Annotated in this window: 18 protein-coding genes; 11 read left to right on the top strand and 7 right to left on the bottom strand. The window is 73.5% G+C overall.

The window, feature by feature from the left end:
- Positions 1 to 71 precede the first annotated feature (71 nt).
- From ACWEFJ_RS09860 to ACWEFJ_RS09825, 8 genes are all read left to right on the top strand, one after another.
- Positions 72 to 3,224 (top strand): GH92 family glycosyl hydrolase, encoded by a 3,153-nt coding sequence (locus ACWEFJ_RS09860; RefSeq protein ID WP_449713488.1) that lies wholly within the window; start codon positions 72 to 74, stop codon positions 3,222 to 3,224.
- Positions 3,225 to 3,252: 28 nt separating this feature from the next.
- Complete coding sequence (locus tag ACWEFJ_RS09855; protein WP_449713487.1) at positions 3,253 to 6,762, top strand: ThuA domain-containing protein; 3,510 nt, start codon at positions 3,253 to 3,255, stop codon at positions 6,760 to 6,762.
- 453 nt (positions 6,763 to 7,215) lie between these two features.
- Positions 7,216 to 7,752: an EF-hand domain-containing protein gene (locus tag ACWEFJ_RS09850; RefSeq protein WP_449713486.1), complete on the top strand. Its 537-nt coding sequence runs from the start codon at positions 7,216 to 7,218 to the stop codon at positions 7,750 to 7,752.
- Complete coding sequence (locus ACWEFJ_RS09845) at positions 7,749 to 8,843, top strand: isocitrate/isopropylmalate family dehydrogenase (RefSeq protein WP_449713485.1); 1,095 nt, start codon at positions 7,749 to 7,751, stop codon at positions 8,841 to 8,843. Before ACWEFJ_RS09850 ends, ACWEFJ_RS09845 begins: the two co-directional genes overlap by 4 nt.
- A complete protein-coding gene (locus ACWEFJ_RS09840) occupies positions 8,840 to 9,469 on the top strand; it encodes a cysteine hydrolase family protein (RefSeq protein WP_378097794.1) in 630 nt (209 codons plus the stop codon). The genes ACWEFJ_RS09845 and ACWEFJ_RS09840 overlap by 4 nt, the downstream gene beginning before the upstream one ends.
- Positions 9,445 to 10,293, top strand: a complete 849-nt coding sequence (locus tag ACWEFJ_RS09835; RefSeq protein WP_378097791.1) for an SAM-dependent methyltransferase — start codon at positions 9,445 to 9,447, stop codon at positions 10,291 to 10,293. Before ACWEFJ_RS09840 ends, ACWEFJ_RS09835 begins: the two co-directional genes overlap by 25 nt.
- A gap of 87 nt (positions 10,294 to 10,380) precedes the next feature.
- A complete protein-coding gene (locus ACWEFJ_RS09830) occupies positions 10,381 to 10,914 on the top strand; it encodes a hypothetical protein (protein ID WP_378097789.1) in 534 nt (177 codons plus the stop codon).
- A 179-nt stretch (positions 10,915 to 11,093) separates the two neighbouring features.
- Complete coding sequence (locus ACWEFJ_RS09825) at positions 11,094 to 12,716, top strand: tannase/feruloyl esterase family alpha/beta hydrolase (RefSeq protein ID WP_449713484.1); 1,623 nt, start codon at positions 11,094 to 11,096, stop codon at positions 12,714 to 12,716.
- Positions 12,717 to 12,761: 45 nt separating this feature from the next.
- Here the strand turns inward: ACWEFJ_RS09825 and ACWEFJ_RS09820 are convergent, their stop codons facing one another.
- Complete coding sequence (locus tag ACWEFJ_RS09820) at positions 12,762 to 13,625, bottom strand: phosphotransferase enzyme family protein (protein ID WP_449713483.1); 864 nt, start codon at positions 13,623 to 13,625, stop codon at positions 12,762 to 12,764.
- A 177-nt stretch (positions 13,626 to 13,802) separates the two neighbouring features.
- Entirely contained in the window at positions 13,803 to 14,786 is a 984-nt protein-coding gene (locus ACWEFJ_RS09815) for an RICIN domain-containing protein (RefSeq protein WP_449713482.1), read from the bottom strand.
- Positions 14,787 to 14,939: 153 nt separating this feature from the next.
- On the opposite strand from ACWEFJ_RS09815, the gene ACWEFJ_RS09810 reads away from it, so the two are divergent.
- From ACWEFJ_RS09810 to ACWEFJ_RS09800, 3 genes are read left to right on the top strand one after another with little or no spacing between them, the layout of a single operon-like run.
- The gene (locus tag ACWEFJ_RS09810) at positions 14,940 to 15,305 is read left to right on the top strand and encodes a response regulator (RefSeq protein WP_449713481.1); all 366 of its coding nucleotides are present in this window, start codon (positions 14,940 to 14,942) and stop codon (positions 15,303 to 15,305) included.
- Between the two features lie 2 nt (positions 15,306 to 15,307).
- Positions 15,308 to 17,047 carry an ATP-binding protein gene (locus ACWEFJ_RS09805; protein WP_449713480.1) on the top strand — a complete coding sequence of 580 codons (1,740 nt, stop codon included), beginning with the start codon at positions 15,308 to 15,310 and terminating at the stop codon, positions 17,045 to 17,047.
- Entirely contained in the window at positions 17,038 to 17,697 is a 660-nt protein-coding gene (locus ACWEFJ_RS09800; RefSeq protein WP_449713479.1) for a response regulator transcription factor, read from the top strand. The genes ACWEFJ_RS09805 and ACWEFJ_RS09800 overlap by 10 nt, the downstream gene beginning before the upstream one ends.
- Before the next feature lie 303 nt (positions 17,698 to 18,000).
- Here the strand turns inward: ACWEFJ_RS09800 and ACWEFJ_RS09795 are convergent, their stop codons facing one another.
- The 5 genes from ACWEFJ_RS09795 to ACWEFJ_RS09775 form a co-directional block, all read right to left on the bottom strand.
- A complete protein-coding gene (locus ACWEFJ_RS09795; protein ID WP_449713478.1) occupies positions 18,001 to 18,543 on the bottom strand; it encodes a potassium-transporting ATPase subunit C in 543 nt (180 codons plus the stop codon).
- A gap of 5 nt (positions 18,544 to 18,548) precedes the next feature.
- Positions 18,549 to 20,573: a potassium-transporting ATPase subunit KdpB gene (gene kdpB, locus ACWEFJ_RS09790; protein WP_449713498.1), complete on the bottom strand. Its 2,025-nt coding sequence runs from the start codon at positions 20,571 to 20,573 to the stop codon at positions 18,549 to 18,551.
- A gap of 26 nt (positions 20,574 to 20,599) precedes the next feature.
- Positions 20,600 to 22,222: a potassium-transporting ATPase subunit KdpA gene (gene kdpA / locus ACWEFJ_RS09785; protein WP_449713477.1), complete on the bottom strand. Its 1,623-nt coding sequence runs from the start codon at positions 22,220 to 22,222 to the stop codon at positions 20,600 to 20,602.
- Complete coding sequence (kdpF, locus tag ACWEFJ_RS09780) at positions 22,222 to 22,323, bottom strand: K(+)-transporting ATPase subunit F (RefSeq protein ID WP_378090941.1); 102 nt, start codon at positions 22,321 to 22,323, stop codon at positions 22,222 to 22,224. The genes kdpA and kdpF overlap by 1 nt, the downstream gene beginning before the upstream one ends.
- 278 nt (positions 22,324 to 22,601) lie before the next feature.
- The gene (locus ACWEFJ_RS09775) at positions 22,602 to 23,045 is read right to left on the bottom strand and encodes a rhamnogalacturonan endolyase family protein (RefSeq protein WP_449713476.1); all 444 of its coding nucleotides are present in this window, start codon (positions 23,043 to 23,045) and stop codon (positions 22,602 to 22,604) included.
- Positions 23,046 to 23,132 lie beyond the last annotated feature (87 nt).

The following is a 23,132-nucleotide window of genomic DNA, read 5'->3' as shown; positions in this document are numbered from 1 at the left end:
GCCACCAGCCCGTGAGCCACCGGGCGCACGTCCGCCGACAACGTTGTCACCCCCGTTGGGAGAGCCCTGCCATGAGCCCGCGAAGGTCGCGCCCGGCCGTCGTCCTCGCGTTGGCGCTGGTCGCGTCCGCGACGACCGCCACCGCGCAAGCCCAGCCATCCCCGGTCACCGACCCGACGAGCCTCGTCAACCACTTCATCGGCACCGGCAGCGGCGGCGAGCACGTCGGGTCGGTCAACACCTTCCCCGGCGCCGTCGCGCCGTTCGGGATGCTCAGCTGGAGCCCCGAGACCACCTCCCGGCCGGCGGGCGGCGGCTACGACCACCGCGACAACGCCACGATCGGCCTGAGCGTCACGCACCTGTCCGGCGTCGGCTGCCCCGTCCAGGGCGACCTGCCGATCCTGCCTACCGTCGGCGAGGTCACCGGCGAACCCGCCCGCGCCACCCAGCCGTTCAGCCACGCCGACGAGAAGGCGAGCCCCGGCCTGTTCGAGACCAGGCTCGGCGGCGCCATCACCGCACGGGTCGCCGCCACCACCCGCACCGGCGTCGGCCGGTTCGCCTTCCCCGCCGCGGAGAAGGCGAACCTGCTGTTCAAGGCGGGCTCATCCCAGGTCGCCAACAGCGCCGTCCAGGTCCGCGTCACCGGCCCGGACCAGCTCGCCGGCACCATCACCGGCGGCCGGTTCTGCGACCAGCCCAACACCTCCACGGTGCACTTCGCCGCCGTCTTCGACCGCCCGTTCACCGGGACGGGCACGTGGCACGACGACGTGCTCACCCCCGGCGGCACGGCGGTGGACCACCCGCGCGGCGGCGCGTGGGTCACCTTCGACACCCGGCAGCAGCGCCAGGTCGGCGTGAAGGTCGCGATCAGCTACGTCAGCCAGGCGGGCGCGTTGGCGAACCTGCGGGCCGAGGCGCCGGGCTGGGACGTGGACGGCGTGGCCCGGCAGACCCGCGCGGCCTGGCACCGGCTGCTGTCGAAGATCCAGGTCGGCGGCGGCACGCGCGACCGGCAGGCGCAGTTCTACACCGCCCTCTACCACTCCCTGCTGCACCCCAACGTGTTCAGTGACGTGGACGGCCGCTACACCGGCTTCGACCGGCAGGTCCACACCTCGAACCGCGTGCGGTACGCCAACTTCTCCGGCTGGGACACCTACCGCACCCTGGTGCAGCTCCAGGCCGTGCTGGCGCCGGCCGAGACCAGCGCCATGATGCAGTCCCTGGTGGACATGGCCGCCGAGGGCGGCTGGCTGCCGAAGTGGCCGGTCGCGAACGGCTACACGGGCGTGATGAACGGCGACGCCGCCGCGGCGCTCATCTCCTCGGCTCACGCGTTCGGCGCCCGCGACTTCGACACCCGCGCCGCGCTGGCGGCCGTGGTGAAGGGCGCGACCAGGGTCCCGACCCCCGCGGAACTGGGCCAGGGCTGGTACGAGCAGCGGCCCGGCCTGGCCGAGTACCTGCGCGACGGCTACGTGCGCAACACCAGGGCGTTCGACATCTCCCACGTGCCCAACGGCGCGTCGGCCACGCTGGAGTACGCGCTGGCGGACTTCGGCATCTCGCGGTTCGCCGCCGCGCTCGGCGACGAGGCCACGGCCCGGACCTTCCTGACCCGCTCCCAGAACTGGACCACCCTGTTCAACCGCGGCTCGGGCTTCCTGCAACCCCGGGACGCGAACGGCGCGTTCCCGGCGGGCAACCCGGTCACGACCGGCATGGGCGTGTTCGGCCAGTCCGGCTTCCAGGAGGGCAACGCGGCCCAGTACCTGTGGCTGGTGCCGCACAACGCCCGGGGCCTGCTGGACGCGATCGGCGGCGACGAGCGGGCGGTCGCCCGGCTCGACCGGTTCTTCACCCAGGACAACGCGGGGCCGAACAACCCGTTCTACTGGGCGGGCAACGAGGTCAACATGCACGTGCCCTACCTCTACAACTACGCGGGCACGCCGTGGCGCACGCAGGAGGTCGTGCGCCGGACCCTGGAGACCCGGTACGCCAACACCCCCGGCGGCGAGCCGGGCAACGACGACCTGGGCGCGCTCAGCTCCTGGTACGTGTGGTCGGCCATGGGCCTGTACCCGGCGACACCGGGCACGGACGTGCTGACCGTGACCTCGCCCCTGTTCCCCTCCGTGCGCATCGACCTGCCCGGCCACCGCACCACGATCACCTCGACCGGCAGCGGCGCGTACGTGCGCGGCCTGTCGGTGGACGGCGTGGCGACGCAACGCACCTGGTTGCCGGGGTCGGCGCTGCTGGGCGACGGTCCCGGCGGGCGCACCGGCACCGCGCTGACCTTCGCCCTGACCGGGCAGCCGGACCGCTCGTGGGGCACGTCCCGGGACGCCCGACCGCCGTCCTTCCCGGCCGGCGCGCCCGCGTTCCCGCCCGGTGTCACGCCGGTCGAGCTGACCACCACGCCCGCCCGCCCCACGGTGGCCGTCGGGTCGCCGTCCACGGCCGCGCTGTCGTTCGCGGTCGGCGTGGGCGCGGAACCGGCGACGCCGGTGTCCGTGCGCTCGGTGTCCTGGCGGGCCACCCCGCCGGCCGGGGTCACCGTGACGCCGGCGGAGGGCACGGCGCAGGTGGTGGACGGCGTGGCCACCGCGCAGGTCGCGCTGCAGGCGGCCGAGGGCGTGGTGCAGGGCTTCACGACCATCCCGGTGACGCTGACCGCGGACGTGGCGTTGTCGCCGGTCTCGGTGCCGGTCGCCGTGGTCGGCGCCGGCGCCGCGGCCCGCGTGTGCGGAGTCCTGGGCACGACCAACCAGGCCAGGGGCATCACGCACATCGAGAGCGGCGGCGACGGCGTCACCACCCCCGTCACGGTCGGCGGGCGCGAGGCCCGGCGGATGGTCGAGCGCGTGCCCGGCGGCCTGCACATGTACTTCTCGGTCGACCAGCGGATCGCGTCCGACGGCCGGTTCCCGACCACGTTCACCGTCGACTACCTCGACGAGGGCACCCACTCCTGGAGCCTCCAGTACGACTCCCGCGACGGCGGCGCCTACCGGCACGCGGGCAGCGTCGCCAACACCGGCGCCGGCACGTGGAAGACCGCCACGTTCACCGTGCCCGACGCGGCCCTCGCGCACCGCCAGAACGAGCGCGCCGACTTCCGGCTGGCCTCGGCGTCGCCCGTGACGGTCCACCGGGTCACCGCGGTGGTCGACGGCCCCGGCGTGCTCCCGATGGACCTCTGCGGCTGAGAAACCGCCCACGAAAGGAAACCCTGCGATGTCCGAGTCCCCACCGCGGTGGACGAGGGCGTTCGGCGCCTCCCTGCTGACCGCCTCCCTGCTGCTGCCCTTCGACCAGGCCACGGCCGCCGCGGCGATCCCGCCCGGCGACTACCAACAGGTGCAGCTGGCCGCCGGCGCCGCCAAGCTCGGCGAGCCCATGTCCCTCGCCGTCCTGCCGGACCGGTCCGTCGTGCACACCGCCCGCGACGGCACGGTCCGCGTCACCAACGCCGCGGGCAACACCACCACCGTGGCCGGGAAGCTCAACGTCTACACGCACGACGAGGAGGGCCTGCAGGGCGTCGCGGCCGACCCGGGCTTCGCGACGAACCGCTGGCTGTACCTGTACTACTCGCCCCGGCTGAGCACCCCGGACGGCGACGCGCCGACCGAGGGCACCGACGCGACGTTCGCGCCGTGGCGCGGTGAGCTGTACCTGTCGCGGTTCACCCTCAGGACCGACAACACGCTCGACCCGGCCAGCGAGAAGATCGTGCTGCGGGTGCCCAACGACCGGGGCCAGTGCTGCCACGTCGGCGGCGACATCGACTTCGACGCCCAGGGCAACCTCTACCTGACCACCGGCGACGACACCAACCCGTTCGTGTCGGACGGGTACACCCCGACCGACGAGCGCACGAACCGCAACCCGCAGTTCGACGCGCAGCGCTCGTCGGGCAACACCAACGACCTGCGCGGCAAGGTGCTGCGCATCAAGCCGCAGCCCGACGGCACCTACACCATCCCGGCGGGCAACATGTTCGCCCCCGGCACCGCGCGCACCCGGCCCGAGATCTACGCCATGGGCTTCCGCAACCCGTTCCGGATGAGCGTCGACAAGGCCACCGGCGTGGTCTACCTCGGCGACTACGGCCCGGACGCGGGCGTGACGAGCCCGACGCGCGGCCCGAGCGGGCAGGTCGAGTTCAACCGGATCACCCGACCGGGCAACTTCGGCTGGCCGTACTGCACCGGCACGAACACCACGAACGAGACCTACGTGCGCTACACGTTCCCCAGCGGGCCGTCCGGGGCGCGTTACGAGTGCGGCACGGGCGTCACCAACACCTCGCCGCGCAACACCGGCCTGACGACGTTGCCGCCCGCGCAACCGGCCTGGATCCGGTACGCGGGCGACGCGGGCTCGCCGCCGGAGTTCGGCAGCGGCTCCGAGTCGCCGATGGGCGGCCCGGTCTACCGCTACGACCCGAACCTCGACTCGGCCACGAAGTTCCCGCAGTCGCTGGACGGCCACTACTTCGCGGGCGAGTACGGCCGCCAGTGGATCAAGGCGATCGGCGTCAACGGCGACGGCTCGCCGGGCGTGATCGAGGCGTTCCCGTGGAGCGGCACGCAGGTCATGGACATGCAGTTCGGCCCGGACGGCTCGCTCTACGTGCTGGACTACGGCACCGGCTCGGGCAACCAGGCCATCTACCGGATCGACTACAAGGGCAACCAGCCGCGCAACCCGGTGGCCCGCGCGTCGGCCGACAGGGTCTCCGGCCCCGTGCCGCTGACCGTGCGGTTCTCCTCCGCGGGCAGCTCCGACCCCGAGGGCGGCGCCCTGCGCTACCGGTGGGACTTCGGCGACGGCGCCACGTCCACCGAGGCCAACCCCACGCACACCTACACCAGGGCGGGCAACTACTCGCCGACGCTGACCGTCACCGACCCGCAGAACCTCACCGGCACGGCCAGCGTCCTGGTCACCGCGGGCAACACGGCCCCGTCCGTGACGCTGCAGGCGCCCGGTGACGGCGCGCTGTTCGCGTTCGGCGACACCGTGCCGTTCCAGGTGACCGTGTCCGACCCCGAGGACGGCGCGATCGACTGCTCCCGCGTCAAGGTCACCTACCTGCTCGGCCACGACAGCCACCGGCACCAGATCACCCAGGCCACCGGCTGCTCCGGGCGGATCGCGGTGCCCGTGGACGGCGAGCACGACGCCGCGGCGAACATCTACGGCGTCTTCGACGCGGAGTACACCGACAACGCGGGCCTGACCTCGCACTCGGTGAGCATCCTCCAGCCGCGCCACCGGCAGGCCGAGCACTACGGCGCCCAGCAGGGCATCGAGCCCGCCAACCACGGCGGCGCCGAGGGCGGTCGCACGGTCGGGTTCACCGACAACGGCGACTGGATCTCCTTCCAGCCCTACCGGCTGGGCAACGCCCGCTCGGTGACGGCCCGCGTGTCGTCCGGCGGTCCCGGCGGCACGATCGAGGTGCGCGCCGGGTCGGCGACCGGGGCGCTGCTCGGGACGCTCACCGTGCCCAACACCGGCGGCTGGGACACGTTCACCGACGTCTCGGCGCCCCTGTCCGGCGCACCGGCGGGCACGTCCGCGCTGTTCCTCGTGTTCAAGGGCGTGACGGGGCAGGGCAACCTGCTCGACCTGGACGCGTTCACCTTCACCACCGGCTCCGAACCGCCGCCGGCCGCCGAGGTGCTGGTGTTCAGCAAGACCGCCGGCTTCCGGCACGACGCCATCCCGGCGGGCATCCAGGCGATCCGCGAACTGGGCGCCACGGGCGGGTTCGCGGTCACGGCCACCGAGGACGCCGGCGTGTTCACCACCTCCGGCCTGTCGCGCTACGCGGCGGTGGTGTTCCTCAACACCACCGGTGACGTGCTGAACGCCTCCCAGCAGACGGCGTTCCAGTCCTATGTGGACGGCGGCGGTGGTTATGTCGGCGTGCACGCGGCGGCGGACACCGAGTACGACTGGCCGTACTACGGCCAACTGGTGGGCGCGTACTTCCACTCGCACCCGAACATCCAGCCGGCCACCGTCCGCCCCGAGGACCGGTCCCACCCCGCCACCGCGCACCTGCCGACCGCGTGGAACCGCACGGACGAGTGGTACAACTACCGCACCAACCCGCGGGCCACGTCCCGGGTGCTGGCGAACCTGGACGAGTCGAGCTACAGCGGCGGCGCCATGGCGGGCGACCACCCGATCTCGTGGTGCCGCACGCAGGCCGCGGGCCGGTCGTTCTACACCGGTCTCGGCCACACGATCGAGTCGTACGCCGACACCGCGTTCCGGACCCACCTGCTGGGCGGCATCCGGTACGCGGCGGGCCTGGTCGCCGCCGACTGCTCGCCGCAGTCGCAGCCGTCGCAGCGGGTGGAGGGCGAGTCCTACACGTCGTCGTTCGGCGTGCAGGTCGCCTCGCACGGCACGGCCAGCGGCGGTCAGACCGTCGGGTACATCGACGGCGGCGACTGGGCCGGCTACGGGCAGACCAGCCTCGCGGGCAAGCGGCAGTTCGCCGCGCGGGTGTCGTCGGGCAACGCGGGCGGCCGCATCGAGGTGCGCGCCGGTTCGCAGACGGGCCCGGTGCTCGGCTCGGTCGCCGTGCCCGGCACCGGCGGCTTCGACCGGTTCGTGGACGTGTCCACGGCGCTGACCGGCAGCGGGACGGGACCGGTGTTCCTGGTGTTCGTCGGCACGGGCGCGGGCGGCCTGTTCGACGTCGACCACTTCACCCTGTCCTGACCCGTGCCCGGCTTCGCGGGTCGGAACGGCTCGGGGCCGTTCCGACCCGCGAGGAGCTTCACCGGCCGAACCGGTCGCCGCGGACCGTGTGGCCCGGTGATGTGGTGGCGACACGCCCTCCGGCCCCTTCGGCGCCACAGTGCGCGGCATTCCGCGCCGGGTGTCCGGTCCGACGGCGCCGGCGGGCCGGGTCCCCGGAATGGCGGTTCCGCCAACTCCGGTCGGGTGCGGGGGAGGGCGGGTCCGCGCCGTGGTTCGACGTCGCCGCCGACGTGCGCTGCGCGCCATGCGGCCAACGACACGGCTGATTCACACCTTCCGGTGAACAGGTCGATCTTTTGACCGGACGGGTTCCGCCTTCGACATCATGGGGCCTGGCACCGGACACGGCGGCGGGACGGCGGCGCACTCCGGCCGGCGTCCCGCCGCGACTTCTCGACGGGAGATGGAAACGTGAACCACGCTCAAGCGGCGTTGAGCCGGGTGGACCTCGTCTTCGACTTGTTCGACGCCGACGGCTCGGGCGCGATCGAGGCGGTGGACTTCGAGGTCATGGCCACCCGGGTGACCGAGGCGGCGGTGCTGTCCGACGCGGGGGCGAAGGGGGCGATGACCGCGGCGTTCCGCCGCTACTGGGAGACCCTGGCCGCGGAGCTGGACGACGACCGCGACGGCCGCGTCAGCCGGGAGGAGTTCGAGGACGTCGTGCTCTCGCCCGAGCGGTTCGACGCCACGATCGACGAGTTCGCCCGCTCGCTGGCCGGGTTGGGCGACCCGGACGGCGACGGGATGGTGGAGCGGCGGATCTTCACCGCGCTGATGTCCGCCATCGGCTTCGGGCGGCGGAACATCGACACGCTCTTCGACGCCCTGGGGCCCGACCCGGACGACCGGATCCCCGCGTCGGACTGGGTGGACAGCATCAAGGACTTCTACCGACCGGACGCGGCCGGGATCCCGGGCGACCACCTGGTGCCGAGTGCCGGATGACGGCGCACGTCGGACTCGCCGTGGGCCGGGGCACGGGCCCGGAACTCGCGGCCGTCTTCGAACGGGTGGTGGACCGGCTCGCCCGGCTGCACGGCGTCGAGCCGGTCATCACCCGCTCGTCCCGGATCTACCACTCCTACCACTCGCTGCGCGCCGAAGCCGGGGGGATCGAGGACCTGCGCCGGCTCACCGACGACGACGCCGGGCACTACGAGCGGTTCTGCCGGTCGCTGGCCCGGCAGGGCGCCACGGCGGTGTTCCGCACGGCGGTCAACGCCCAGTCGCTCTACCTGGTGAGGGAGCGCCTGCGCGCGGTGAAGGTCGACGTGATCGCGGCGCCCGGGTCGGCGCCCGACGCGGCGCTGCTGCTGGTCCGGGACCAGGCCCAGGGCTTCTACACGGGGGAGAACCGGCACGCGCCCGGCGTGCTGACCCGCACCACCCGGTTCAGCCGTGAGGTCACCGACGACGTCATCGCCCACGCCCTGGCCCGCGCGCGGCGGCAGTGGCCGGACGGCGGCCCCGACCGGATCGTCATGGCCTACAAGCACCACCTGCTCGACGGCGCGCTGGACGACTGGGTGCGCGCCGCGGCCGACCGCCACCGGGTGCGGATCGAGCTGACCCAACCCGACACGGTGAACCGGAACCTGATCCAGCACGGGCTGCCGCGGCGCACGGTCGTGGTGGCGGGCAACGAGTGGGGCGACATCATGCACGTCGTCCTGCTGGACCGCTACGGCGTCGGCAAGCAGGAGAACCGCTGCACCGAGAACGCCTACCTGCACCCGGACCTGGCCGGGCTGGTGGAGTACCAGACCGTGCACGGCTCCGCCGACGACCTGGCCGGCCGCGACACCGTCAACCCGGTGGCCACCGTGCGGGCCGCGGCGGCCGTCGTGGAGCGGCACTGCGGCGGCCCGGGCGCGATCGGGGCGGTGGAACGCGCGCTCGCCGCCCTGACCGCCCGCGGCGTCCGCACCCCCGACCTCGGCGGGCGGCACTCGACCACCGCCGTGGTCGACGCGGTGCTCGCGGAGCTGCCCCAACCGCGCGGCGGGCGGCCGACGAGGCTGGAGGTCGGCACGTGACCCGGACGGCTCTGATCGTCGTGGACCTGCAGAACGACTTCTGCACCGGACCGGCCGCGACGGCCAGGTACCGCAAGGACCCGGCGCGCCTGGACGAGGTCACCACCAACGCCGCGCGCGCGGTCGACCTGGCGCGCGACCGCGGCGTCGAGGTGGTGTTCGTCCGCTTCGTCGGCGACGAGGCGTACCAGGGCCCGAGCTGGCGCCGGCGCAACGAGCGCAAGGGCCGGGCGGCGACCTGCGTCGAGGGCAGCTGGGGTGCGCGGTTCCACAAGGTCGCACCGGCGCCGGGCGAGTTCGTGGTCACCAAGCGGGCGTGCTTCGACGCGTTCCTGGCCGCCGGTTTCGAGGAACACCTGCGGCGGCAGGGCATCGGGCACCTGGTGCTCGCCGGGGTGTACGCGGACGTGTGCGTGGACTCCACCGCCCGCACCGCCTTCCAGAAGGGCTGGCACATCACGCTCCTGGTCGACTGCACCACCAGCCTGCTCCAGCGCGACGAGGACACCGTGCGGTTCATGGCCGAGCTGTACGGGGCCCGCACGACCACCCACGACCGCCCGGACACGTGGTGCGGTCCCGTCGGACGAGAGGATGAACGGTGCTCGGTGACGGCGTCGCGCTGACCGCGCTCATGGTCGCGGCCGCCCGCGCGATCGAGACCCACCGCGCGGACTGCCTGGCCCGCGACGACTACGCCGAGCACTTCGTGCGGTCCGCGCCCGCGTCCGCGGACTGGCCCGTGCGCCCGGAGGACGTCCCGGCCGGCGACGCGAACCCCCTGTGGGGCAGGCTGGCCCGCTATTTCGGGCTGCGCACCAGGATGCTGGACGACGTCGTGCTCGCGGCGGGCAACCGGCAGGCCGTGCTGCTGGGAGCCGGCCTGGACACCCGGGCGTTCCGGCTGGCCTGGCCGCCCGACTCCGTCGTGTACGAGGTCGACCGGCCCGCGGTGCTCGCCTTCAAGCAACAGGTCCTGGACGGCCTCGGCGCACGGCCGCGCGCCACCCGCCACCCCGTCGCCGCCGACCTCCGCGACGACTGGGCGCACCTGCTGCCGGGGTTCCGGCCCGACGAACCGACCACCTGGGTGGCCGAGGGCGTGCTGCTGTACCTGCCCAGCGCCGCCGAACGCCGGCTGATCGACACCGTGGACCGGCTGTCCGCGCCCGGCAGCACCCTGGCCTACGAGGTCAAGCCGCTCCCGGAGAACGCCTCGGCGCGCGACAGCCCCGTCTACACCTCGACCAAGGACCAGATCGGCATCGACCTGCTGGCCCTGTTCGACGCCGAGCCGCGACCGGACTCGGCCGCCACCCTCGCCTCCCGCGGCTGGACCACGCACGTCCACACACCGTTCGAGTTCACCCGCCGGCACGGGCGCGGACCACTCCCGGAACCGCACGACGCGCTGGCCGCGAACCGCTGGGTCATCGCCACGAAGACGTGATGCGCGCATCCCGCTGTCAGGACGCGTCCCCCTCGCCTCGCGCTCGGCGGCCACCCATCCCGGGGCATACCGGTCGATAATGGCCCAATGACGGCATGGCGCATGGTGGTACCGCGTGGGGGAAGGCCCCAGGCCCGGCTGACCGCGGTCCTCAGCGGTCTCTTCCTGGTGGTCGCGCTGGTCGTGACGGCATGGGGCCGGGGTACCTGGGGCACGGTGTTCCTGGCCTCGATCTTCACCGTCTCGGGTGTCGTCTGGTGGCGCATCGCGCGGACGGGCATCTACGTCAACTCGCGCGGCGTCAGGATCTGCGACACGATCAAGCGCGCCGTGGTGGTGCCCTGGGGCGAAGTCGTGCGGTTCGAGGCGCACCCGGTGCACGTGCCGAACCTGCCGGACGTGGGCGCGACCATCTCCCTCGTCGGGTCCCGCGTGCACCCGACACCGGTCAAACTGGCCCGCAACCGGAAGTTCGACGTCAAGGCGTACCGGCCGAACTACGACGTCGTGCTGGCCGAGGACGAGTTCTTCGCGGCGGTCGACTACCTCAACATGGAGATCGGTCCGCACCTCGGGCAGTCGTCCCGGCCGGACGGGGCGCCGCCGCCTCCCGCCGAGTGACCGCCGGGTCGGCGTGATCACCCGGGGAGCCGGGGTATCCACCTCCCGGGTGGTCCGACGGCGTCCGCGACGGGGACCTCGCTGCGGTGATCCGAGCGTTCGGGCCCGGAACCCCTGTCGGCCACCGGCGGGCGGGGGCTACGGTCGGACCGGTTGCCGGCCAAGGGGATGAGGTGCGCGTGGCCCGCTTGCCCGTCGTCGTCGGCCTGCTGGCCGCGCTGCTCGTTCCCGGGGCCACCGCGTCGGCCGCCCGGGCCGGCACGATCGAGCCGGTGGCCGAGTGCGCGGACCTGGTCCACGACTTCGCGATCCCGGGGACCCGCGTGCACGTGACGGGCGCCGAGCCGGTGCGGGCGGGCGCGGAGGCCGCGCACTGCGCGGTGCTGGGGTACGTCGAGCCGCGGGTGCGATTCCACCTGAAGCTGCCCACCACCACCTACACCGGCCGTTACCTCCAGTACGGGTGCGGCGGGTTCTGCGGCTCGCTCGCGGCGCCGGCGTTCCCCGACTGCGGCGCGGACGTCGGCGGCCTCGCGGTCGCCACCACCGACGACGGGCACGTGAGCGACGCCCCGGTGCCCTCCCTGGACGGCGCCTGGGCCGCCGACGACCGGGCCGCCCGCGACGACCTGGCGTTCCGCGCGCCGCACGTGGTGTCGATGGCCGCCAAGCGGCTCATCGAGGAGTTCTACGGCGATCCGCCGTCGTTCTCGTACTTCGGCGGGTGCTCCAATGGCGGGCGGGAAGGGCTGCTGCTGGCCCAGCGCTACCCGCACGACTTCGACGGGATCGTCGCCGGCGCGCCCGTCAACTACATGTCCGCGCTGCTGCTCTACCAGGCGTGGCTGGTCCGGGCCAACACCGGCGCGGACGGCCGCCCGGTGCTCACCGCCGACCGGCTGCCCGCGCTGCACGACGCGGTGATGAGGCACTGCGACCACCTCGACGGCCTGGTGGACGGCCAGATCGACGACCCGCGCCGGTGCGACCACGACCCGGCCGCGCTGCGGTGCCCGCCCGGCGTCGACCGGCCGACGTGCCTCACCCCGGCCCAGGTCGACGTGGTCCGCCGGCTGTACGCCGGACCCACCGACGCGCACGGCGCCAGGCTCTACCCGGCCGGTCAGGAACGCGGCTCGGAAGCGGCCTGGGCCGGCTGGGTCGTCCCCATCCCCGGGTTCGGCGACACCTCGACGGCCGCCGTGCTGGCGGACAACTACCTCCGGCACATGGGCTACCCGACGGGCACGCCGCACTCGTCGTTGGCCGAGGTCGAGTTCACCACCCGCGAGTTCGCCCGGCTGGCCGTGGAGGGCTCCCGCGGCAACGCGATGAGCCTGGACCTGAGCGAGTTCCGCCGCGCGGGCGGCCGGTTGATCCTCTGGCACGGCTGGAGCGACCAGGCCGTCCCGCCGCGCGGCCTGCTCGACTACTATGAACGGCTGGCGCGCCACGACGGCGGGGACGTGCGGCGCTGGGCGCGGGTGTTCATGGTGCCCGGCCTCCGGCACTGCGGCGGCGGCGCCGGGCTGACCGGGTTCGACCCGGTGCCCGCGCTGCTGGCGTGGGTCGAGCACGGGACCGCCCCCGACCGCATCACCGCCGCCGGCCGGGACGCCGCCGGGCGCGTGGTGCGCACCCGGCCGGTGTTCCCGTACCCGCTGACGGCTCGCTACGACGGCACCGGGAGCGTCGACGACGCGGCCAACTTCCACCCCGCCCCGCCAACCCGCCCGACGCGCGACGCGGTCGACTGGGTCGGCTCGTCCCTGCACCACAGGTCGGGCCCGGTCGCACCCTGACCCGCGGCTCGGCCACGACGGTCCCACGGCCGGCCCGGCGCGGTCCTACCGGTCGGCCAACCGCCCGTGCAGCACGTCGAGCGTCGGCCAGGGCGGACCGTCGCGCAGCGCGCGCAGCAGTCCCTCGCCGAACAGCCTCCCGTTCGGGAACTCGTCGCCCCGCTCCCAACGCCACGCCGCGACCATCGCGAGGACGAGCTGCCGGCACTCGTCCAGCAGCCCCCGGTCGAGGCCCGGGTAGCGGTCGCAGACCGCCTCGGGCACGTGGGCGAGGTCGAACTCGACGGGGCCGCGGCAGCACGTCTCGAAGTCGATGAACACCGGACCGCGCTCGGTGCCGAGCACGTTGCCCGGGTGCGGCTCGCCGTGGAGCAGCTGCTCCGGGGCACCGCGTTCCTCGATCGCGCGGCGCAGTGCCGCGAGCCTGCCGCCGAGGAAGGCGCGGTCCGCGTCGGCGAGCCCCGGCGAGCGATCCGGGTCGGCGACGACGTCCTCCGCCTGCGTGACCCGGTCCGTGAACCGCGGACTCGGCAGGTCGACCTCGCGCATGCCGGCGTGCAGCAGTTCCAGCGCCTTCGCGAAGTCCTGCGGCGGGACGTGCGCCACGGGCTCGCAGTAGGTCCACAGCGTCACGGCGAAGCCGTCGCGCGTGTGCACGCGCGGGTCCACGCGGGGCTCCAAGGGGCACACCGGGCCTCCGACCTCGGCGAGCCGCCGGGCCAGCTCGACCTCGAACCGCGCGACCTCCTGCCCCACCGGGGCGACCCGGGCGAAGACGTCGCACGGCGTCAGCCGCAGTGCCAGCTTGTTCGAGTTGTGGAGCACCTCCGCGCCGCCGACCGGCAGGCCGAGCGACGCGGCGACCGCCGTCGCGGCCGCCGTCGCCCGCGTCACGGTGGACATCTCCATCCGCGGATCCTGGCACACCGGCCACCGTCCTCTGGAACCACTTCTCCCCGGCGAGGGCCTGCCGCGGGTTGCCGTGCGGCGGGCCGGTCGGATGTCGCCTGCTGCGGCTTGCCCGGCGGGCCGGTCGGTCGGCGTCTGCCGCGGGTTGCCCGGCGGGGGCGACCCGCGGCACGCCGGTCAGACGTCGCGCCAGCGTTGACGCGGGTCGGCCGGGTTGCAGGCGGTCACGCCCAGCCGGTCCGCGGCGACGTAGTCGCGGGTCAGGCACCAGTTGGTGGTGTAGTAGCGGTACTGGTACTCCGTGGAGCCCCACCGGTCGGTGCCGACGGGGGTGGTGGTCCACAGCTGGTTCACCGGGTACGCCACGCCGGGTTGTGGTGCTCCGGGGCTGCACCACGCCCAGGACACCGGAGCGCCCGTGCCGGTCAGGGCTCCCACGGTCAGGCACGCGTCGCGCCACTCGTTGTGGATCCGGTTGATCACGTGGCCGTCCGGCAGCGTCCAGCGGAACTCGAGGCTGAGGTCCTGCTCCAGCAGCATGGCGAAGCGCGACATGACCGCCGCGCCGGACGACGTGTAGGTGATGACCTTCGTGGTGGGCGGGTCGGTGATGGGCACCGGGTTGACCAGCGGCCGGATGTAGTCGAACGCCTGGCCGTCACGGCTGCCGCACACGTCCTGGTAGAGGCTCTGGCCGCGCACCGCCGGCATGGTCAGGCACAGGCCGCTGCCGCGGTTGACGTAGCGCTGCAACGTCGTGCCGGGCAGCCACTCCACGCGCCACAGCTGCGCGTCGAGGCCGTTGCAGGGCCACTGCCACACCGGCGCGCCGATCGCGTGGCTGCCCCACTGGACGTCCAGGCACTTGCCGCTGAAGGCGTTCACGACGTCGTAGTAGCCGGCGGCGGGCTTGCGCCGCCACCGCCAGAACTCGTTGGAGTAGCCGACGAACCCGAAGGGCGCGATGACCGCGCCGTCCTCGCGGTTGAAGTCCTTGACGTGCACCGTCATGCCGAAGTCCACCGAACCCATGACCACGGGCCAATCCGTGCGGTCGAACGTGACCGGCAGCGCTTGGGCGTTCGGCGCGATGGCCGCGGTCAGCGAGGCGAACAGGGTGGCGACCACCACCAGGGCACGAGCACGTGGGGCGAAGCGCAACGGGACCAGCTCCTCTCACCGGCTTGATCCGGTCGGTCGGCACGGGGGCCGACCGCAACAGTGACCGCGGGCGCCGCCGCCGCGCCTCCGGGGAAACCACGAGATTCGGCCCGCGAAGATCCCTCCGCCGCCACGGAGCAGCAGGATGGGGGTGTGCGAGCGAGCGTCCTCCTGGTGGACGACCACGCGGGGTTCCGGCGCGTGGCCCGTCGACTGCTGGAGTCCGAGGGGCTGACCGTGGTCGGCGAGGCCGCCGACGGGCGGGAAGCCCTCGCCCGAGCCCGCGAACTGCGGCCCGATGTGGTGGTCCTTGATGTACTGCTACCGGATGTGGACGGACTCACGGTGGCCGAGGAACTCGCCGCGCTCCCCGTGCCCCCGCGGGTGGTGCTGATCTCCAGCCTCGCCCGCGCCGAGCTGGGGGAGCGGATCGACGCGTCGCCGGCGGCGGGGTTCCTGCCCAAGGACGAGTTCAGCGGCCTGCGGGTGGCCGGGCTGGCGGGCCTGCCGCCGTGGTGAGCGTGCCCGTCCGGGTGGTGGTGGCCGCGGGCCTGGGCCTGACGGCGGTGGACGCCTGGCTGGCGGGCCGGTACGGCGCCTACGGGTTCCTGTTCGACCTCAAGGAGATCGGTCAGGTCCTCACCTGGCTCGTCGCCGGCTACCTCGCCGCCCGGATCCGGCCCGGCAGCCGGATGGGGCTGCTGATGACGATCCTGGGGACGTTGCTCGCGAGCACCGCACCCGCCGCGTTCGCGCTGGAGACCGGCTCGGGCGCGGTGAACGGCGTCGTGGCGGTCGCGTTCGTGCTGACCGCGTTCCAACTGCCGCTGGGCGCGCACGTCTTCCTCGCCTACCCGTCCGGGGTCGTGCACGACCGGCTCGGGCGTGGGGTGGCGGTCGCGGGGTGGGTGTTCGGTGGCGTGACGGCCCTGGCGCAGGCGCTGGCCGGGCCCATCCGGCCGGAGGGCCGGTGCCGCGACGTGTGCGCGCCGATGCCGCTGGTCGACCACCCGGGCCTGGCCGCGGCGACGGCGCAGCTGTCCGGGCTGGGCTCGGCGGTGCTCACCCTGGTCGGGGCGTCGGTGATCGTGCACCGGCTCGTCCGGGCGAGCCGGCGGCAGCGGCGGGTGCTGGCCTTCCCGGGGGTGGCGATGGTCGCGACGGCGGTGCTGTTCGCCGTGGTGGGCCTGCTGGCGGCGGCCTCGCCGGACGGGGTGGACCAGGCGCTCGCGCCGGCGCAGTTCGCCTCGCTCGTCGCCGTGCCGCTGGCGTTTTTCCTCGGGCTGCTGCGGGCGCGCCTGGACGAGGCGCGGGTGTCCGACCTGGTCCGGCACATCCGGTTCGTGCGGGCCGACCGGCTGCGGGAGGCCCTCTCCACCGCGCTGGACGACCCCGGGCTGCGCATCGGGTTCCCCACACCCGGAGGTTGCGTGGACGCCGCGGGCGAGGCCGTCGACCTCCCCGACGACCCGGCCCGGCGCACGGTGGTCGGCGACGCCGACGACCCCCTGGCGGTGATCGTGCACGACGCCGGCCTGCGGACCGAACCCGCGTTGCTGGAGTCGGCGGGCGCGGCGGTGCGGCTGGCGCTGGAGAACGCGCGCTTGCAGGAGGCGATGTGGCGTCAGCTCGAGGAGGTGCGCGCGTCCCGGGCCAGGCTGGTCACGGCGGGCGACGACGCCCGCCGCCGGCTGGAACGCGACCTGCACGACGGCGCCCAGCAACGGCTGCTCTCGGTCGGCCTGATCCTGAACCTGGTGCGGCAGTCGCTGAGCCCCGACGGCACGAGACCCGAGACGGTCGCGCTGCTCGACGAGGTGGAGGCCGAGCTGCGGCTGGCGACCCGGGAGCTGCGCGAACTGGCCCGCGGCATCCACCCCGCCGTGCTCACCATGCAGGGCCTGCGGGCAGCCGTCGAGCAACTGCTCGTCCGCGTCCCGCTGCGCTCCGACGTGCGGATCGGCGAGCTGCCGCGGCTGCGGCAGGCCGTCGAGGCCACCGCGTACTTCGTGGTGAGCGAGGCCGTGGCCAACGCGGTGCGTCACGCGCGGGCCGCCCGGATCGGGGTCGAGGTGCACGTCGAGGTCGGCGGATGCCTGGTCGTGCGGATCGCCGACGACGGGGTCGGCGGCGCCACGCCGGCACCCGGTTCGGGGCTGTCCGGCCTCACCGACCGCGTCGCCGCCGTGGGCGGTCGGCTCACGCTCCACAGCCCCGCCGGGCACGGCACGACCCTGACCGCGGAGCTGCCGTGCGGGTGATCATCGCCGAGGACTCGTTGCTGGCCAGGGAAGGGCTGGTCCGCGTGGTGACCGGGCTGGGCCACGAGGTGGTCGCCACCGCGGTGCGGTCCGAGCAGGTGCTCGGGCTCGTCGCCCGCCACGCGCCGGACGTCGCCATCCTCGACGTCCGCCTGCCGCCGACGTTCAGCGACGAGGGCCTGCGCCTGGGCGTCGCCATCCGGACGCGCCACCCGCGCGTCGCGGTGCTCGTGCTGTCGCACTACGCCGAGCACACCTGGGCCACCGCGCTGCTGGACGGCGGCGCGACCGGGGTCGGCTACCTGCTCAAGGACAACCTGTCCGACGGCCGGATGCTGGACGACGTGCTGCGCCGCATCGCCGGGGGCGGCACCGCCGTGGACCCCGACGTGGTGTCCACGCTCGTGCCGGCCGGGGGCCGGGAGCTGTTAGCGCACCTCACCCAGCGCGAGCGCGACGTGCTCACCCTGATGGCGCAGGGACTGTCCGACCAGGGCATCGCCGACCGGCTCAAGATCGCCCTCACCACCGTGGGCACCCACACCGGCAACGTCTTCCGCAAGCTCGGCATCGCGGCGGGGCCGTCGGGCAACCGGCGCGTCACCGCGGTGCTCGCCTACCTGACCGACCGCGACCGCGCCGCCCCGTAGGCACCGACGGGATCCGCTCGGCGATGGTGCCGCCCATCGCTCCGGTGAAGCCCTTGGTGACACTGGGCCCAAGCCCAAGCCCAAGCCCAAGCCCAAGCCCGAGCCCCAGGCCCAGCCACAGCCCCAGCCCCAGCCCCAGCCCCAGCCAGAGCCGAAGCCCGAGCGAGCCCAAGCCCGAGCCCGTGGGCGCGGTCGCGGTCGCCGAGCCGTGGGAAGGGGCGAGCGCGGTGTCGGAGGTGTTCCTCGGCAGGCCGCGGCCGTGGTCCACGACGCGCAGCTCACCCCGTCCGCGCTCGGGCATGCCTACCCGGCGGCCTCGACCGCGCGGTTGAGCGCGGTGACGTTGACACCCGGCTCGCCGAGGAACCCCGCGGCGCGTCCCTCGGTGCTCTCGGCGACCAGTCGGCGCACGACGTCCTCGGGCAGCCCGTTCTCCCGGGCCACCCGCGGCACCTGGAGTTCCGCGTACGCCGGGCTGATGTGCGGGTCCAGGCCGGACGCGGAGGCGGTCACCGCGTCCGGCGGCACCCGGTCCTCGGGCACGCCCTCGCGCCGGGCGACCGCCGCACGTCGCTCGGCGATCACCGCGTCGTACTCCGCGTTCAGCTCACCCTTGTTGGAGCCGCCCGAGGCGGGCGGCGTCGCCGCGGAGGGGCGGGTGCGGAACCACTGCCCTCCCTCGCGGTCCACGCCGACCAGGGTGGTGTCGACGGCCTCGGCCTTGGCGTGCAGGCCGGGCAGCCGGGACACGCCCCACACCGCCGCCGGGTAGAGCACGCCGGTGATGGCGGTCAGCACGACGAGGACGCGCAGCCCGGCCAGGGCCTGCTTGACGAAGTTGCGCACGGTTGTCACCCGATCCCGGGGATGAGGCGGACGAGCAGGTCGATCAGCCAGATCCCGGCGAACGGCGTGACGACGCCGCCCAGGCCGTAGACCAGCAGGTTGCGCCGGAGCAGCGCCGCGGCGCCGGCCGGCTGGTACCGGACCCCGCGCAGGGCCAGCGGGATCAGCACCACGATGATCAGCGCGTTGAAGATCACCGCGGACAGGATCGCCGACTGCGGCGAGCCCAGGCGCATGATGTCCAGCCGGTCCAACTGGGGGTGGATGGCGGCGAACATGGCGGGCAGGATCGCGAAGTACTTCGCCAGGTCGTTGGCCACGCTGAAGGTGGTCAGCGCGCCGCGCGTGATCAGCAGCTGCTTGCCGATCTCCACGATCTCGATCAGCTTGGTCGGGTCGGAGTCCAGGTCGACCATGTTCCCGGCCTCCTTGGCGGCCGAGGTGCCGGTGTTCATGGCCACGCCGACGTCGGACTGGGCGAGGGCCGGGGCGTCGTTGGTGCCGTCACCGGTCATCGCGACCAGCTTGCCGCCCTCCTGCTCCTCGCGGATCAGGGTCATCTTGTCCTCGGGCCTGGCCTCGGCGAGGAAGTCGTCCACCCCGGCCTCGTCGGCGATGGCCCTGGCGGTCAACGGGTTGTCGCCCGTGACCATGACCGTGCGGATGCCCATGGCGCGCAGCTCGGCGAACCGCTCCCGCATCCCGGGCTTGACCACGTCCGACAGGCGGATCACGCCCAGCACCACGTCGTTCTCGGCCACCACGAGCGGGGTGCCGCCCTGCTCGCCGATCGCGTCGACCACGGCCCTGGTGGTGTCATCCAGGGTGAACGCGCTCGCCGCGCCCTTGCGGATGCGGCGGCCGGCCAGGTCGACACCGCTCATCCGGGTCTGCGCGGTGAACGGCACGAACTCGCCGGCGCGCTCCGCGTCGGCGGGCTCGGCGGAGCGGCCGTGCCCGGTCACGCACAGCTCGATGATGCTGCGGCCCTCGGGCGTGCCGTCGGCCAGGCTCGACAACCGGGCGGCGTCCACGAGCACGTCCATCCCGGTCCCGTTGACCGGGATCAACTCCGTCGCCCGCCGGTTGCCCCAGGTGATGGTGCCGGTCTTGTCCAGCAGCAGGGTGTCGACGTCACCGGCCGCCTCGACGGCCTTGCCCGACGTCGCCAGCACGTTGCGCTGCACCAACCGGTCCATGCCCGCGATGCCGATCGCGGACAGCAGCGCGCCGATCGTGGTCGGGATCAGGCACACCAGCAGGGCGGTCAGCACGACCACCGACTGCTCGCCGCCGGAGAAGACCGCGAACGGCTGCAACGCCACCACCGCGAGCAGGAAGATGACCGTCAGCGTGGACAGCAGGATCGTCAACGCGATCTCGTTGGGCGTCTTCTGCCGCCGCGCGCCCTCCACCAGCGCGATCATCCGGTCGACGAACGACTCGCCGGGCTTGGTGGTGATCCGCACGACGACCCGGTCCGACAACACCGTGGTGCCGCCCGTCACGGCCGACCGGTCGCCGCCCGACTCCCGGATGACGGGGGCGGACTCGCCGGTGATCGCCGACTCGTCCACCGTGGCGATGCCCTCGACCACGTCGCCGTCACCCGGGATCACCTCGCCCGCCTCGACCACGACGAGGTCGCCGACGCGCAGTTCGGCGCCGGGGACGCGTTCCTCGCCGCCGTCCTCGGCGAGGCGGCGGGCGACGGCGTCCCTCTTGGTGCGGCGCAGGGAGTCGGCCTGCGCCTTGCCCCGGCCCTCGGCGACGGCCTCGGCGAGGTTGGCGAACAGGACGGTCGCCCACAGCCACGCCGCCACCGCGATCGTGAACACGCCGGGGTCGCCGATGGCGAACACGGTCACCAGCAGCGAGCCGATCCACACGACGAACATGACCGGGTTGCGCAGTTGGTGACGCGGGTGCAGCTTGCGCAGCGCGTCCGGGAAGGACTCGACCAGCTGCCGGGGGTGGAACGCGCCCGCGGCGACCCGGCGGCCCGGGTTCCGCGCGTGGCGTTCGCGGATCTCCCGCGAGTGTGCGGTCGTGGTGGTCACAGCAGGGCCTCCGCGATGGGACCGAGGGCGAGAGCGGGCACGAAGGTCAGCGCGGCGACCAGCACGATCGCGCCGCCCAGCAGCGTGGCGAACAGTGGGCCCGTGGTCGGCAGGGCACCGGCCGTCTCGGGCGCCTTCCGCTGCGCGGCCAGCGAGCCGGCCAGGCACAGCACCGCGATGATCGGGACGAACCGGCCCACCGCCATGCACACGCCCAGCGACGCCTGGAACCAGTCACCGGTCACGGTGAGGCCCGCGAAGGCGCTGCCGTTGTTGTTCGACGCCGACGCGTACGCGTAGAGGATTTCCGACAGGCCGTGCGCGCCGGGGTTGTTGAGCGAGCCTCGGGTGCCGGGCAGGATCGTGGCGACGCCCGCGCCGAGCAGCATCACCGTCGGCATGGCCAGGATCGCCACGGCCGCCGCCGTGACCTCCCGCCTGCCGAGCTTCTTGCCCAGGTACTCCGGCGTGCGGCCGACCATCAGGCCCGCCAGGAACATCGCGATGACCGCCATGACGAGGATGCCGTAGAGACCGGTGCCGGCACCGCCGGGCGTCATCTCGCCGAACAGCATGTTCAGCAACGCCGCGCCACCGCCCAGCCCGGTGAAGCTGTCGTGCATCGAGTTCACCGCGCCGGTCGACGTGCCCGTGGTGGAGTTGGCGAACAACGCCGAGCCGGGAACGCCGAACCGCAGCTCCTTGCCCTCCAGGGGGCGCAGGCCGGCCGCCTCCGCGACCCAGATGACGGTGAGCATCAGCGACCAGATCACGCCCATCACCGACAGCAGCACGTAGCCCTGCCGGCGGTCGCCGACCAGCGTGCCGAACGTGCGGGTCAGGCTGACCGGGATGACCAGGATCAGGAACACCTCGATCAGGTTCGACCAGGCGTTGGGGTTCTCGAACGGGTGCGCCGAGTTGGCGTTGAGCACACCGCCGCCGTTCGTGCCCAGCTCCTTGATCGCCTCCTGCGAGGCGACCGGCGCGGTGGCCACGGTCCGCCCGTCGACGTCCACCCCGGACTTCAGGCTCATCACGACCCCCGTCACGACCAGCACGACCGCGAACGCGAACGACACCGGCAGCAGGACCCGGACCGTGCCGCGCACCAGGTCGACCCAGAAGTTCCCCAACCGATCGGTCCGGTGCCGCACGAACCCGCGCACCAACGCGACCGCCACCGCCATGCCCACCGCGGCGGACACGAAGTTCTGCACCGTCAGGCCGGCCATCTGCACCGTGTGCCCCATGACCGTCTCGGGGACGTAGGACTGCCAGTTGGTGTTCGTCACGAAGCTGACCGCGGTGTTGAACGCCATGGCGGCCGGCACGTTCCCGCGCCCGTGGTCGAACGGCAGCACCGACTGGATCCGCTGCAACGCGTACAGCACCACCGCGCCGACGAACGAGAACGCGATCACACCCTGCGCATAGGTCCCCCAGCGCTGCTCGGAAGCGGGATCGACCCCGGCGAGCCGGTAGACGGCCCGCTCGACCCGGGAGTGCCGGGTGCCGGTGTAGACGCGGGCCAGGTAGTCGCCGAACGGCCGGTGCACCGCGGCCAACGCGACGATCAGCACGCCGACCTGGAGCAGACCGGCCACCGTGGTGGGCATCAGAACTTCTCCGGTCTGATCAGCGCGACGAACAGGTACACGATCAGCGCGAGCGCCAGGACACCGCCGACGACGTTGGCGACCGGCCCGGTGCCGCTCACAACCGCCCCAGTCCGCGCACGGTCAGTGCCAACAGCAGGAACACACCGATCAGCAGCACCACGTAGGCCATATCGGCCATGTGCGCGCTCCCTTCCCGACGCTCGAACCCACGAGGGTGATGACACCGAACAGGGTGCATCCCCGGACCGGGCATTCCGTGCGGCCTGACGGGGTACTGACACCCCCGATCGGGTCCTTTACGCCTTGTTGACGACGACGAGCCCCGTGCCGTGTTCCGTCACACATCCGTGGCGGCACGAACGGCGGAGTCCGGCGACTACCGGTGACCGCCGTGCCGGCCGGGTCCTGCCGCCCATCGCCGCGTCCCCCGCGCGGCGGCACGTAGTCGGCACTCGGTGAACCGCACCGCAGGGTCGTCGGCGACTGCGGACACCTGCTCCACCCCGCCCACGACGGCCCGGACGACGTGCTCGGCGTCGGCCGGCACGCCCCTGTCGACGTGGTTCGACGCCCCGGTGATCGGGGGCGCGTTGACCTTCACCCCGTCGCGGCAGAGGTTGAAGGCGGTGCCCGGCGCGTCACCGGTCGGCACGCGCCAACCGACGTAGTCGCCGTCGCCGGTGTGGACGCTGACCACACCGCGGTTCAGGCGTTCCCCACGGCCGGGGCCGACCGGGCCGAAGTCGTGACCGACGCGGCCACGAGGGTGATCGTCGCGAGTCCGCGCCCGAGGGATGCTGCGCGCACGCCACCTCCACATGTGCGAGAACGACGTTGTCGTCGAACACGTTCGGCGGCGAGGACCCACGATCGGCCGCGACGCTGCGTGACGGCCTGGATGGGGACC

This window comes from Actinosynnema sp. NPDC004786 (assembly GCF_053601135.1).
This window is presented reverse-complemented; position numbering and strand designations above follow the sequence as displayed.

Coding starts and splice junctions, on each gene's coding strand:
- ACWEFJ_RS09860 (WP_449713488.1), top strand. CDS start 72: ATGAGCCCGCGAAGGTCGCGCCCGGCCGTCGTCCTCGCGTTGGCGCTG.
- ACWEFJ_RS09855 (WP_449713487.1), top strand. CDS start 3,253: ATGTCCGAGTCCCCACCGCGGTGGACGAGGGCGTTCGGCGCCTCCCTG.
- ACWEFJ_RS09845 (WP_449713485.1), top strand. CDS start 7,749: ATGACGGCGCACGTCGGACTCGCCGTGGGCCGGGGCACGGGCCCGGAA.
- ACWEFJ_RS09830 (WP_378097789.1), top strand. CDS start 10,381: ATGACGGCATGGCGCATGGTGGTACCGCGTGGGGGAAGGCCCCAGGCC.
- ACWEFJ_RS09820 (WP_449713483.1), bottom strand. CDS start 13,625: ATGGAGATGTCCACCGTGACGCGGGCGACGGCGGCCGCGACGGCGGTC.
- kdpA (WP_449713477.1), bottom strand. CDS start 22,222: ATGCCCACCACGGTGGCCGGTCTGCTCCAGGTCGGCGTGCTGATCGTC.
- ACWEFJ_RS09775 (WP_449713476.1), bottom strand. CDS start 23,045: ATGTGGAGGTGGCGTGCGCGCAGCATCCCTCGGGCGCGGACTCGCGAC.